The following is a 12,952-nucleotide window of genomic DNA, read 5'->3' as shown; positions in this document are numbered from 1 at the left end:
TAAAATGAAAACATAGTAGCATAATCTTTTCATTCTTTTACAAATTAAGAAAGAATAGTCACAGAATACATTTAACTAAACTTAATCTTACAAAGTTAATGAATTAAATTTGAATCAATCTAGGAGGTTACAACTATGGAAATTCGCTTATTAACAACAGAGGATGCAGAAATTTATTTGAAAGTGTGTATGGAAGGTTTAATGAAAAACCCTGAGGCTTTTAGCTCTTCTTATGAAGATGTTCTTAAACAGGAAAACCCTGTCGCTGCTATGGCAAAGCGATTAAGCAATCCGGATAAGTATACTCTAGGTGTCTTCAAAGATAATGATTTAATCGGTATTGCTACTCTAGAAACAAAGCCATTTATTAAGCAGGAGCATAAGGCAAAAATCGGCTCAGTTTTTGTTTCTCCAAAAGCGCGTGGCCTCGGTGCAGGACGAGCTTTAATTAAAGCGATTATTGAAAATGCCGATAAATTACATGTAGAACAGCTTATGCTTCATGTTGTCGCTGATAACACTGCTGCAAAAAAATTATATGAGTCCCTCGGCTTCCAAACTTACGGTGTGCAAGAACGGTCCTTAAAACATAATGGCCAATATTGGGACGAAGAGCATATGGTTTTATTCTTAAATAATTAACATTTTAATATAATTTTTCAAAAGCATCTTCTTATTAATTAAGATGCTTTTTTCATTACAACAATGTAATCTTCATGTCACCTTTATCGATCGTTCCAATCCTTTCCATTCGTTATACTAAAAATATAAAGTGAAACTTCACTCAGCGAGGAGGATCCGTCTCCCGCTAATTATTAAATAAACGTATAGCATGCAATTGATATGTAGAGGAGAATGTAACATGAAACAAAACAAACAAGCTATCTTTTTAATATTTGCTACAGCAATTGTAACTTCTGGACTGGCAATTCTACCCTGGTTTATTATATAGAACACATTAAAAAAGCTTATTGCTTCTTAAGAAGCAATAAGCTTTTTTTCTATTATAAAATCCCGAAAAATTTATTTACACAACTTATCATAATAAGCATAGATACCGCAACACACATTACAATCGCATTACGATCTTGCTTTTCTTTTTGTAAACGTTCTACTTTTTTACTCATGTGTACAATCCCCTTTATATTAAAAAAAGTGTGAGATAGGAAATTTTTCTTATCCGATGCGAGGTGAATACGAAAACCCTCTCTATCTCACATACACAATAGAATGGAATTGTCATTTTATAAATAAAATGACATGACGTTATGTCGCAACATAGGGTATTTGTGTCGCTACGTTTTCTATTATAAAAAATAGTTGTGCAAAACTAGTGCATTTTTTATGTCAATTGCCCTGATTGAAAAAATCAGCCATCCATTCAATCACATAAAAAGAGTTTTTTATTATTTTCATGTAAACTATACAAGTAGAATGAATAGTTTGGGGTGCACAAGATTATGGTGAAAATTTTATTAGTAGACGATGAAGAACGTATGTTACGATTGTTAGATCTGTTCTTAAGCCCTCGTGGCTATTTTTGTATGAAAGCTACTTCTGGCCTTGAAGCGCTAGAATTAATCGAACAAAAGGACTTCGATATTATTTTATTAGATGTTATGATGCCGAATATGGATGGGTGGGATACTTGCTATCAAATTCGTCAAATTTCCAACGTTCCAATTATTATGCTAACAGCTCGCAACCAAAATTATGATATGGTCAAAGGTCTGACTATGGGAGCAGATGACTACATTACAAAACCATTCGATGAGCATGTATTAGTCGCGCGAATCGAGGCTATATTACGCCGTACGAAGAAAGATGGCTTTGTTAGCTTCAATGGTATTGAGTGGGATAAAACGAAACATACTGTTACAGTTTATGGTGAAAGAATCTCACTAACTCCTATTGAATTCTCGTTACTTGGACTCTTTTTACAAAATACAAACCGTGCTTACAGCCGTGATGATTTAATTGAAAAAATTTGGGGATATCAAACAGACATCGAATACAGAACTATCGATTCACATATTCGTAATATCCGTGATAAATTACGCAAAAAAGAATTTCCAGTTGAAGATTACTTAGAAACCGTCTATAAAGTCGGATATAAATGGAAAAGTGAATAATTACTTTAATCAGTGGGGATGGATAAAACCCCACTGATTAAAGTTTCACTCTATATGAAATAAGGTATGGTGAGAAAATGAGCAAACTTTCCCTTAAAGTTGGGACATACTTTTTAATATTAGCTTTATGTATTGAAACAATTGCCTTCGTATCTTTTTATAAGAACCTTTCAAACATACGCATTGAAGAGGAAACTCTTGCTCTTTTAGAGAAAGGAAATCGCTATAGTAAAATGATTAAAAACCGCGCGAAGTGGGGTGCATATTCTAAAGAAAGGCAACTCACAGAAAGCGCTGAACACAGTAAACGACCTAAACGTGCTGTGTACCCCGAGTTTGATATCAACACTGAGGCTGAACACTTAGTTGAATCAGAATTAATTGCTAACTCTGATATAGCTATCATTATAACAGACAATAACGGCAAAATTATTTCTACCTCAGAACCCGTAACGAAAGAAATGCAAAAACAACTTACTTGTAAAACTGAGACTATCCCAGAAGGTGGATTAATCGTTGAAAAAAACTGGAAAAAATCAAAATTCATCTCAACAGTAAGCCCGCTGGAAATTCAAGGATTTCAAGGTAAGTTATATATGTTATTAAAGACATCTTTCTTAGAAAATATGTTACTTAAACTCATGAATCAATTTCTTATCATTAGTGTTTTGACAATTATTTTAACTACTATTTCTGTCTTTGTTTTTTCTCGTGTTATTACAGAACCGCTTATAAAAATGAAGCGGGCGACAGAAAAAATGTCAAAATTAAATAAGCCGATTCAATTAGGAATTAAACGAAATGATGAACTTGGAAGCTTAGCAAAAACGATTGAAGATTTATCTAGTGAACTTACGTATATGAAAAAAGAACGAAACGAATTTCTCGCTAGTGTAGCGCATGAATTACTAACTCCATTAACCTATATGAAAGGTTATGCAAAGGTAGCAAAAAGAGATTCTCTAACGAAAGAAGAACGTGAAGAATACTTACAAATCATTGAAGACGAAACGGATAGTGTAACCGATCTCGTACAAGATTTATTTATGCTTGTACAATTAGAGCAACACCAGTTTGTTATAAAAAAACAAAAAGTAATTCTTAAACCATTTTTAGAACGAATGGTTGAAAAAACAAAAACAACATTAACAAACAAACAAATGCAACTCCATGTACATTGCAAAGATGATTTAGAAGTTTGCATAGACGAAAGACGTATGGAACAAGTTATGTTAAATTTATTACACAATGCTTATCAACATTCACCAGAAAACACTTCTATAATAATACGTGTACTAACCAGTGCGAATACTTTTACAATAAGTGTACAAGATGAAGGTGAAGGTATTCCAAAAGAAGATATCCCACATGTTTTTGATCGCTTTTACCGTGTCGATAAATCCAGAACACGAGCTACAGGTGGAAAAGGTATCGGACTGGCTGTTGCAAAAGAAATTGTAGAACTTCATAATGGTTCTATTGAAGTTAAAAGCGAATTAGAAGTCGGAACAGAATTTATAATTGAATTGCCATTTGTATAATATATGCGTGAAATCACCAGTAGTAGTCAACACTACTGGTGCTATTTTATTTATAAAACCAACTATTATAAGCTAAGCTTTTGAAATTATTCTTATTTCAATATAAAATATAGGTATAACTGTCAAAGATTTGGAGGGTGATACAATTGGATATCCATGTATTAACAAAAGACGAAGCAGAAATTTACTTAGAACTTCGAGTAGAAGGATTAAAACAAAATCCGGAGGCTTTCAGCTCTTCTTATGAAGATATTATTAATAAAGAGTGTGCTATTGAATATAAAGCCCAAAAATTAGCACAAGATGAGAACTATACACTAGGTGCATTTAAAGATGGCACTTTAATCGGAGTTGCAACACTGGAAACGAAACCATATGTAAAACAAGAACATAAAGCAAAAATCGGTTCAGTATACGTGTCTCCAAAAGCACGCGGACTTGGAGCGGGAAAAGCACTTATTAAAGAATGTCTTGAGCTTGCTAAATCTTTAGAAGTAGAGCAAGTTATGCTTGATGTTGTTGTCGGAAACGATGGTGCAAAAAAACTTTATGAGTCATTAGGCTTTAAAACGTTTGGCGTGCAAGAACGTTCATTAAAATATAGCGGACAATATTGGGATGAAGAGCATATGGTTCTTTTCCTAGATGAAGAAAAGTAATAAAAAAACATCCTCCATTTATGAGGATGTTTTTTTACTTTCTTGTAAACCATGCTGTATATAATAATTGAATGGCCTCTTCAATTTCTTCCTCTAATAAAGTCGCAAACCCAAGCAATACTGTACTTTTGGGAGAAGTCCCTTCCTTATAATATATCGAAGCAGGATACACCTTAATACTCCTTTCAGCTGCAGCTTCCATTAATTCTTTCTCTTCCATCCCATTATGCACTTTTAATAAAATATGTAGGCCGGAATCTTCCCCTATTACTTCAATGCGATTAGAAAAACATTTTTCTAATACCGAAACAAGACGGTCTCTCTTCTTTCGGTACACAACACGCATTTTATGAATATGTTTTTCCCAATGCCCGTCATTTAAAAATTTCCTAATGATCTCTTGATCCATTCTTGAAACGCTTTGTGTGTAAAATAAATATTGTTGTTGATACTTTTTAATCAATTTCTTTGGTAACACCATATAACTCATCCGTAATGATGGCAACAATGCTTTAGATAGCGTCCCCATATAAATAACTTTCCCGTCTGTATCTAACCCTTGCAGTGCCGGTATAGGTTTTCCCGAATAACGAAATTCACTATCGTAATCATCTTCAACAATATACCTACCTTCTTCTTTCTTCGCCCATTGTAAAAGCTGCATCCTTCTCGTGATAGGCATAATCATCCCATATGGAAACTGATGAGAAGGTGTAACAAACACAATATTAGCTGAACTATTTTCTAACTCTGAAATACAAATACCATCTTTATCTAAAGATAACATTTGAACATTTTGTTCACCCTGTTCAAAAACAACCATCTTTCGGTGGTAGCCTGGATTTTCAACTGCATAACCACTTCCTTTTAACAATTGAAATAACAACTTCACTAATATTTGCGTACCAGCTCCGATTACAATTTGACTAGCCGAACATCGCACACCTCTAGATTCATACAAATAGCTCGCGATTGCTTCTCGTAAACTTACCTCCCCTTGCGGATGTCCAATAAAAAGTAAATCTTTATTTTCAAATTGCCATACCTCGTTCGTAATTTTTCGATATACATGAAACGGAAAAGTGCTAGTATCCACACCCGTTTGAGTGAAGTCAAATTTATACACCTGCTCTTGAAAAGGTACTTCCCCTATTACCTCTTCACTACCTTCCGCATGAATCATTTGCTCGATTTCACATGCAAAATAACCTTTTCTAGAAATCGACTCAATATATCCTTCGGCAAGAAGTTGCTCATAAGCTGCCTCTACTGTATTTTTACTTACTTGTAAATATGTTGCTAGCTTCCTCTTAGCCGGTAATTTCGTAAAAGCCGGAATCGTTCCATCTTTAATTTCTTTTTTTATATACTCATACAACTGCACATACAATGCCTTCTTACTATTCATATTTAAATTAGGCGTTAATTCTAACATAATATCTGACCCCTTAATAAAACTAAAATCTGATACTTTTTACAGTACCAGATTTTATATATAATTCCTTTTATCATGTCACACATAAAAAATCAAATACTAAAGAGGAGATGCATGATCATGAACAAAAGTAGACGTATCGGACTCATTATGATTATTACAGGAGCCACATTATGGGGATTATCTGGACCGATGATTCAATGGCTATTTCAACATACTAACGTATCATCACTTGATTTTTTAACAATTCGCTTGTTGCTTGCAGGAGTATTTATTTTGTCTTTCTTACTAATAAAGAAACAAAACATATTTCAAATTTGGAGACACCCTAGACATTCTATACAGCTTATTATTTTCTCTATTCTTGGCATGCTTGGTGCGCAGTACGCTTTTATCGAAACAGTTCATATTAGTAATGCGGTCACAGCAACACTCTTTCAATTTCTAGGCCCTGTTCTTATTACTATTTACGTTGCGTTTGAGCAAAAGAAATTCCCTGCTTCTATGCAAATACTCGCAATTATAACTGCTCTAACAGGGACATACTTTATTATTACAAACGGTTCAATTGAAAATATTGTTTTATCTAAAGCAGCTATTACTTTCGGTCTATTAACAGCGATTGGTTTTGCGTTTTATACCCTTCATCCGGCTTCCCTTATTAAAGAATGCGGAACAACTATAGTAATTGGCTGGGGGATGTTAATTGGAGGGATTGCACTGCTTATTTGTAATCGTTCTTTTGGATGGAATCAGATTTCGCAAACTTTCACACTTCAAACTTTTTCTATGCTTATTCTTATCATTATAAGTGGCACTCTTTCTTTCCTTCTTTATATCGGGAGTCTTAAATATTTAGCAGCAACAGAAACAAGTATTTTATCTAGCATTGAACCACTTGTAGCTGCCATCGTTTCAATCGCTTGGCTTAATGAGTCTTTTGGAGCATATCAATTATTAGGCGGAGTATGTATTGTTCTTTCTGTTATTTTCTTAACAATGCCTCAAAAAGAGAGAGAACCAACCTTTTCAACTGAGCAAATATAAAGTGAAACTTTAATCAGTGGGGGTTTTGTTCATCCCCACTGATTATTAGTTGAACCAATCGGGCGTTTACGGGCAGTTAATCTCCCACCTAACTTCTTTGCTCCAGCTGAATTTTGAGGTGGGAGTTTTACTGCCCGTTAATGCGGGATAGAAAATGTCAAAAGAGGTCGTACAAAACTTACGACCTCTTTTTATGATTTAAAGGAATTGTCCCGCCTGCTAGCAAATACAATTACACTAACAATAAAAATTAGGAGTGTGGCACCATGAAAAAAATCGGAACTATGCTACTTTTCTCCTTCCTCATTACTGGCTGCGCGCAAATGCAACCCGATTCAAATGTACCTAAAAAAGAAGTACTAGAAACATCATCCTCTCAAATTAACGCACCTTCCTTTTTTCACCTTAGTGTCTTAAAAGATGTAAATTGGGAAGAAGCACCATCATTCGTAGAAGGAAAAATACCGTTAAAAGGCATTGAAAGAAAAATTGCAATGGCTGATAGCTCTATTATCGCAAATGAGCAAAATGAAATAATGTGGTTCTTCCTGGATCCTGAAATGCCAACTGGAAAACTATCTATTATCGCGTTAAAACAAGGAACTACAACTCCAACACCAGTACTCTTTCAAAAAGAAACCTCCAAACAAACTTGGACTACTTCAAATACAGTCGATACAACCGTAAAGGAACTCCCTCTCGTAATGTCACTACCTTCATCTGGATTATGGGTATTAAACATATATGTGAATGAAAGATATTATGATCAATTTGTAATCAATGCCGAATAAAGTGACAAAACTGAAACACTTCCTTACAACAATGTAATTTCTACGTCACGTACTTCGATAGGTGGATTATCTCTCTTCTCTTATACTTAAAGTAAGAAATGACGCAAGGAGAGATGAGAGATGAAAAAAATGATAGAAGTGATCGTAGCAATAACTGAGGTTTTAATAAATGGTAAACAAGTTGCAATGGAGTTAAATAAATAATGAACGGGGCTTGAATAAATTTACACTTCTTCATTATTTTGATTTCTTATCTCAAAAAAAGCAGTGCCTTTTTAAGGCGCTGCTTTTGACTATTTATAACTTGGCATTTTCGTAATCTGTGCCACACCTGAATCAATGGCTGCTTTCGCTACTACTTCTGCAACACTTGGAACAACTCTTTTATCTAATGGATTTGGAATTACATAATTCGCATTACGCTCTTCGTCCGTAATTATGTTAGCGATCCCATATGCTGCTGCTAATTTCATCTCTTCTGTAATATCAGTCGCGCGTACGTCTAATGCACCACGGAATATACCAGGGAACGCTAATACATTATTTACTTGATTTGAATAATCAGAACGACCAGTTCCAACTACAGCAGCTCCAGCTGCTAATGCGTCCTCTGGGAATATTTCTGGGATTGGATTCGCCATTGCAAAAACAATTTGTTTCTCGTTCATCGTCTGTATAAGTTCTTTCGTTAATACGTTTGGAGCAGATACACCGATGAAAATATCAGCTTGATGAATCGCTTCCTTTAATGTTCCACGTACATATTCTCGATTTGTCTTCTTTGAAACTTCGATTTGCGCTTCGTTCATCCATGTTTCACCTTCACAAACAATACCTTCTAAACTAACTAACGTAATGTATTTTGCGCCAGCTTTTAATAATAATTTTCCAATTGCAATTCCTGCCGAACCCGCACCGTTAATAACAATTTTCACATCATTCATTTGTTTACTTACAACTTTTAGTGCATTAATAACAGCTGCTAAAACGACAATAGCCGTCCCATGCTGATCATCATGAAATACAGGAATATTCGTTTCTTCTTTTAATCGTCTTTCAATTTCAAAACAGCGTGGTGCTGCAATATCTTCTAAATTAATTCCTGCAAATGTAGGCTCTAAATTTTTAACAAGGGTAACGATTTCATCCACATCAGTCGTCCCTAAACATAACGGGAAAGCATCTACATTCGCAAATTTCTTAAATAAAATACTTTTCCCTTCCATAACAGGCATAGCCGCTTTCGGTCCAATATTCCCTAAACCAAGTACTGCAGTTCCATCTGAAACAACTGCAACCATATTACCACGTGCTGTATAGTCATAAGCTGTTTCCTCATCTGCCGCAATTGCTTTACAAGACTCTGCTACCCCCGGTGTATAAGTCAAACTTAAATCGTCCGCTGTATTCACTTCTACTTTACTTGTAATTTCAATTTTCCCTACTAATTCTTTATGCAATAACAATGATCTTTCATTAATTTGTTTTTCTAACATACTTATAATCTCCCCTTAATTTGACAAGCTAGCTATATGAATATAGCTAGCTTGTTTGATCATGAAAACATTTTTAATAAAATTGTCGCTGTTACGACCATTGCAGCCCCACCTAAACGCGTTGAAATTTGTGCGAACGGCATTAATTCCATACGATTTGAAGCTGATAAAATAGCAACATCTCCAGTTCCACCTAAACCACTATGACATCCAGTTACAATCGCTGATTCAACTGGATACATTTTCATCACTTTCCCTACAAGAAAACCTGACGCTACCATTGTAAGAACAACCGATGCGCACACAACAACATATCCTACCGAAAGAACTGCTGCTACGTCTTTTAACGGAATATATAGCAATCCTAAACCGACCATTAATGGCCATGTTAAATTCTTTGAAATGAATTTATATAAATGGAATGCTCCTTGCTCCATTTTTGCTGGCATTAGATTAAAGTACTTCACAATTGCCGCTGAAAAAATCATAATGATTGCTCCTGGAATACCGATAAACTTAGAAGCGAATCCTCCGAAAATAAAGAATGTACATGCAATCAATAATCCTGCTCCCATTAATGAGAAATCAATTGGTTTTTCTGTATTTTGCTCCTTTAATAAATCTGCTTGATTGTCTGTTTTTACTAATACACCGTTACCACTAAGCTCAGGTCTCTTCTCACCTAAACGCTTCATATACCCTGCACTCACGATTGCAAACATATTCCCAATAATAGCTGCCGGAATAAGCTGTGATACAAACGTTGCTGATGATTCATTTAAAATATCACTATAAGCTAGCGACAATGGTAAAATCCCTTCTCCGATACCACCACTCACAATTGGTACGATGATAAAGAAAAATGTCTGCTTCATTTCAAATCCAAATAGTGAACCGACTAATAAGCCCACTGCTACAGAAGCTAACGTTCCTACTACTAAAGGAATAAACATACGAACGAAACCCTGCACTAACACTTTACGGTTCATTCCCAAAATACTTCCAACTACTAAACAAGAAATATATAAATATAAAAAGTTCGATTTTTTCATTAACATAGTCGCAGCTTCCATTGAAGCTGGATTCATCCAGTTAAAAAATACAAGTAACGATGGAATAAATAATGAGAGAATTGCTGGACCACCGATATTTTTTAATATTGGAATTCTCATTCCAATATCACCTAAGAAAATACCCATGATCATAATAACTGCAAAACCACCAATCATATCTGCTGGTAATTTATTATATACAGATGCTCCATAAATAATAGCAGCCAATACTACATATAACGGTAAAGGTATAACACCGATTTTAACGTTCATAATTTTAGAAGCGAAAGATTCACTTTTCAATTCATTGCCTTCAGAAAATGATACCGCTTCCACATTTTTTTGAATTCCCATATGGCACCCCCTTGTTTTCTTAATAACAATATTAAAACGCTTTCAATAGTAAAAATAGTTTTTGTAAGTTTTGTAATTGGTTTTGTAATTAAAAAAAGTATAAGCGACTTATAATAAGCCGCTTATACGTAAAAGTCTATTTTATTCCGGTCAATACACCTTAATTTACTCACCGGTCTTCCCACATTTTGATACACCATTTCATTCTCTAATACTCCGATTTCAGTCAAAAACATTACATACTTTCGAATAGAAACTCTCGAAACCCCTACTAATTGCGCCATTTCATCAGTTGTAAATGCTTGTCCATTAAGTGATTCGATTTTCTTCCAAATTAATTGCAATGTTTGCTTCGTTAATCCCTTTGGAAGTTCTTTATTAACAAAAGATTCTCTTTTTTCTTTTTGCAAAATTAATGAATCTAATTCCGATTGACTAATTTTTTGTTGTTCTTTCATAAAAGTAAGTTTTTCTCGATATACAGTTAATGCCTCTTTAAATCGTTCAAATGTAAATGGTTTAATTAAATAATCTACTACGCCATATTGTAATGCCTTTTTAATACTCACCATATCATGTACAGCTGAAATCATCATAATATCAATTTCTTTTTCTTGATTCCGAATATACATTAACAGCTCAAATCCAGTCTCTTCAGGCATAAAAATATCAAGTAATACTAAATCTACTCGTGATTTCTCTAATACTTCTATCGCCTCTTTTACTGATTTAGCTGCATGAACAAGTTCAAATCCTCCCACTTGCTCTAAATAATGCGTATTTAACATCGCAACCATCGGATCATCTTCTACAATTAAAACTTTAATCATATTTGCTTCTCATCCCTACCTTTAGGTATTTCAATTGTTATCGTTGTTCCCTCTCCTAATAAGGAGGAAATGTGAATCTCCCCATTTATTCGCTGTATACTTTCTTTTACAAGATACAAACCATAACCGCGATTATCCCCTTTTGTGGAATAACCTTTTGTAAATAATGCATCCACTGCGTCTTCTTCTATACCCTTCCCCGTATCTTGTACTGTGATAGTTAATGCATTCTGATATTGTATCCCAACTTCAACTTGTTTCTTTTTGCAATGTATCACTGCCTCTAATGCATTATCTATTAAGTTCCCTACAATCGTAATAAGTTCATGAGTAATACTTTCATCATATATTTCCGGCAAGTAAGAATCTTCACTTATAATTAACTTTATATTTTTCTCCCTAGCATAGCTAAGTTTACCTAGTAAAAAACCAGCAAATACTGGACTTTTTATTCTTTTCATAACCCCACCAATTTCATATTGATGCTCTGATACCATACTACTTACATATTTCTGCAATTCTTCATACTGTTTCATATGTGTTAGCCCTAATACGACATGCATTTTATTCATAAATTCATGAGATTGTGCCCGTAACGCTTCCGCATATAGCCTAATACCAGTTAGTTCCTCTGCTAATTTTCTAATTTCTGTTTTATCACGAAATGTTGCGATCGCGCCAACTATTTCTCCTTTTACATATAAAGGAACACGATTTGTGACAATCGTAATCCCGTAAATATTTTGTTCTTCGTTTAATTGTACCTCGCCTGTTTGCAACACTTCTTTTATACGTGAATTTGGCATATACAATTCAACATCTTTACCAATAAAGTCTTCTTCAAGTCCACTTTTCTTAAATAATCGTTTTGCCTCATTATTTATTAAAGTTACATTCGCCTCTTTATCTACAGCAATAATACCTTCTTTCACCGAAAGCAACATCGTATTTCTTTCTTCAAGAATTTTTGCTATCCTATGCGGCTCAAGACCAAATAAACTTTTCTTTATATGTCTAGCTAGCAATATTGCTCCTATAATCCCAACTAATACTCCAACTCCGACACCAATATAAATAATATGTCTACTTTGCTTAACTCTTTCTTTTACATTATCTGCTGAAATACCGACAGCTACTGCTCCAAGCTGTTCACCTGTTTCAGAAAATATTGGTACAAACACTCGCATTGAAATACCTAAAGTTCCTTCTGCTAGCGATACATGTTCCTTCCCTTTCAATGCAGGTCCTTCATCTCCCCCAATAAAATGATGACCTATTTTTTGAGGATTTGGATGAGATTTTCTTATTCCATCCATATCCATAACTACAATAAATTGAACACCTGTATTTTTTAATATTCTATTTGTATACGTTTGGATTGCTGAAGTATCTGCTTTCCCAATCAAACCATTGATTACAACTGAATCATTCGCCACAATGTGTGCAATTGTTTTCGCTTTCTCTGCTTGGCTTTCCTCCGTTGTCCGTTCTACATTATGACTAATTAATATATCTGTCACAAGTAAAGAAAAAATTACAACTGTACAAACTAACAATGTAATCGTTTTCCATAAATTCCATAGTCTTTTTCTTTTTTTCATCCCGTTAATGACTC

12 protein-coding genes are annotated in these 12,952 nt (G+C 34.4%); 6 read left to right on the top strand and 6 right to left on the bottom strand.

Features of this window, described 5'->3' with window-relative positions; genetic code table 11:
• The first annotated feature begins 135 nt into the window (after positions 1-135).
• Positions 136-642 carry a GNAT family N-acetyltransferase gene (locus tag B5P40_RS04575; RefSeq protein WP_113708920.1) on the top strand — a complete coding sequence of 169 codons (507 nt, stop codon included), beginning with the start codon at positions 136-138 and terminating at the stop codon, positions 640-642.
• Positions 643-1,004: 362 nt separating this feature from the next.
• Here the strand turns inward: B5P40_RS04575 and B5P40_RS33315 are convergent, their stop codons facing one another.
• Positions 1,005-1,127 (bottom strand): hypothetical protein, encoded by a 123-nt coding sequence (locus B5P40_RS33315; protein WP_002029704.1) that lies wholly within the window; start codon positions 1,125-1,127, stop codon positions 1,005-1,007.
• Positions 1,128-1,460: 333 nt separating this feature from the next.
• Between B5P40_RS33315 and B5P40_RS04570 the strand changes: the two genes are divergently transcribed.
• The 3 genes from B5P40_RS04570 to B5P40_RS04560 all read left to right on the top strand — a co-directional run bounded on the left by B5P40_RS04570 (position 1,461) and on the right by B5P40_RS04560 (position 4,332).
• Positions 1,461-2,132, top strand: coding sequence for a response regulator transcription factor (locus B5P40_RS04570; RefSeq protein ID WP_002010439.1), 672 nt, complete (start codon positions 1,461-1,463; stop codon positions 2,130-2,132).
• Between the two features lie 77 nt (positions 2,133-2,209).
• The gene (locus tag B5P40_RS04565) at positions 2,210-3,673 is read left to right on the top strand and encodes a sensor histidine kinase (protein ID WP_002188251.1); all 1,464 of its coding nucleotides are present in this window, start codon (positions 2,210-2,212) and stop codon (positions 3,671-3,673) included.
• A gap of 146 nt (positions 3,674-3,819) precedes the next feature.
• Positions 3,820-4,332, top strand: coding sequence for a GNAT family N-acetyltransferase (locus B5P40_RS04560; protein ID WP_113708919.1), 513 nt, complete (start codon positions 3,820-3,822; stop codon positions 4,330-4,332).
• Positions 4,333-4,366: 34 nt separating this feature from the next.
• Here the strand turns inward: B5P40_RS04560 and pdxR are convergent, their stop codons facing one another.
• Positions 4,367-5,767, bottom strand: a complete 1,401-nt coding sequence (pdxR, locus tag B5P40_RS04555; protein ID WP_002188250.1) for a MocR-like pyridoxine biosynthesis transcription factor PdxR — start codon at positions 5,765-5,767, stop codon at positions 4,367-4,369.
• Between the two features lie 120 nt (positions 5,768-5,887).
• On the opposite strand from pdxR, the gene B5P40_RS04550 reads away from it, so the two are divergent.
• The gene (locus B5P40_RS04550) at positions 5,888-6,814 is read left to right on the top strand and encodes a DMT family transporter (RefSeq protein ID WP_002188247.1); all 927 of its coding nucleotides are present in this window, start codon (positions 5,888-5,890) and stop codon (positions 6,812-6,814) included.
• A 266-nt stretch (positions 6,815-7,080) separates the two neighbouring features.
• Positions 7,081-7,605 (top strand): DUF4871 domain-containing protein, encoded by a 525-nt coding sequence (locus B5P40_RS04545; protein WP_002167075.1) that lies wholly within the window; start codon positions 7,081-7,083, stop codon positions 7,603-7,605.
• A 293-nt stretch (positions 7,606-7,898) separates the two neighbouring features.
• Here the strand turns inward: B5P40_RS04545 and B5P40_RS04540 are convergent, their stop codons facing one another.
• The 4 genes from B5P40_RS04540 to B5P40_RS04525 all read right to left on the bottom strand — a co-directional run bounded on the left by B5P40_RS04540 (position 7,899) and on the right by B5P40_RS04525 (position 12,938).
• A complete protein-coding gene (locus B5P40_RS04540; protein WP_002188246.1) occupies positions 7,899-9,101 on the bottom strand; it encodes an NAD(P)-dependent malic enzyme in 1,203 nt (400 codons plus the stop codon).
• 59 nt (positions 9,102-9,160) lie between these two features.
• Positions 9,161-10,507 (bottom strand): 2-hydroxycarboxylate transporter family protein, encoded by a 1,347-nt coding sequence (locus B5P40_RS04535; protein ID WP_002125134.1) that lies wholly within the window; start codon positions 10,505-10,507, stop codon positions 9,161-9,163.
• A gap of 122 nt (positions 10,508-10,629) precedes the next feature.
• Complete coding sequence (locus B5P40_RS04530) at positions 10,630-11,337, bottom strand: response regulator (protein WP_002188244.1); 708 nt, start codon at positions 11,335-11,337, stop codon at positions 10,630-10,632.
• Positions 11,334-12,938 (bottom strand): sensor histidine kinase, encoded by a 1,605-nt coding sequence (locus tag B5P40_RS04525; protein WP_002188243.1) that lies wholly within the window; start codon positions 12,936-12,938, stop codon positions 11,334-11,336. The genes B5P40_RS04530 and B5P40_RS04525 overlap by 4 nt, the downstream gene beginning before the upstream one ends.
• Positions 12,939-12,952 lie beyond the last annotated feature (14 nt).

It is taken from the genome of Bacillus sp. SRB_8, assembly GCF_003264205.1.
Lineage (GTDB): Bacteria > Bacillota > Bacilli > Bacillales > Bacillaceae_G > Bacillus_A > Bacillus_A mycoides.
Note: the sequence above shows the minus strand (reverse complement) of the source record. Positions and strands in the feature narration are given on the sequence as shown.

What these genes read in the sequence shown, in the direction of transcription:
- B5P40_RS04575 (WP_113708920.1), top strand. Translation starts at nt 136, where the DNA reads ATGGAAATTCGCTTATTAACAACAGAGGATGCAGAAATTTATTTGAAA.
- B5P40_RS33315 (WP_002029704.1), bottom strand. Translation starts at nt 1,127, where the DNA reads ATGAGTAAAAAAGTAGAACGTTTACAAAAAGAAAAGCAAGATCGTAAT.
- B5P40_RS04570 (WP_002010439.1), top strand. Translation starts at nt 1,461, where the DNA reads ATGGTGAAAATTTTATTAGTAGACGATGAAGAACGTATGTTACGATTG.
- B5P40_RS04565 (WP_002188251.1), top strand. Translation starts at nt 2,210, where the DNA reads ATGAGCAAACTTTCCCTTAAAGTTGGGACATACTTTTTAATATTAGCT.
- pdxR (WP_002188250.1), bottom strand. Translation starts at nt 5,767, where the DNA reads ATGTTAGAATTAACGCCTAATTTAAATATGAATAGTAAGAAGGCATTG.
- B5P40_RS04550 (WP_002188247.1), top strand. Translation starts at nt 5,888, where the DNA reads ATGAACAAAAGTAGACGTATCGGACTCATTATGATTATTACAGGAGCC.
- B5P40_RS04545 (WP_002167075.1), top strand. Translation starts at nt 7,081, where the DNA reads ATGAAAAAAATCGGAACTATGCTACTTTTCTCCTTCCTCATTACTGGC.
- B5P40_RS04540 (WP_002188246.1), bottom strand. Translation starts at nt 9,101, where the DNA reads ATGTTAGAAAAACAAATTAATGAAAGATCATTGTTATTGCATAAAGAA.
- B5P40_RS04535 (WP_002125134.1), bottom strand. Translation starts at nt 10,507, where the DNA reads ATGGGAATTCAAAAAAATGTGGAAGCGGTATCATTTTCTGAAGGCAAT.
- B5P40_RS04530 (WP_002188244.1), bottom strand. Translation starts at nt 11,337, where the DNA reads ATGATTAAAGTTTTAATTGTAGAAGATGATCCGATGGTTGCGATGTTA.
- B5P40_RS04525 (WP_002188243.1), bottom strand. Translation starts at nt 12,938, where the DNA reads ATGAAAAAAAGAAAAAGACTATGGAATTTATGGAAAACGATTACATTG.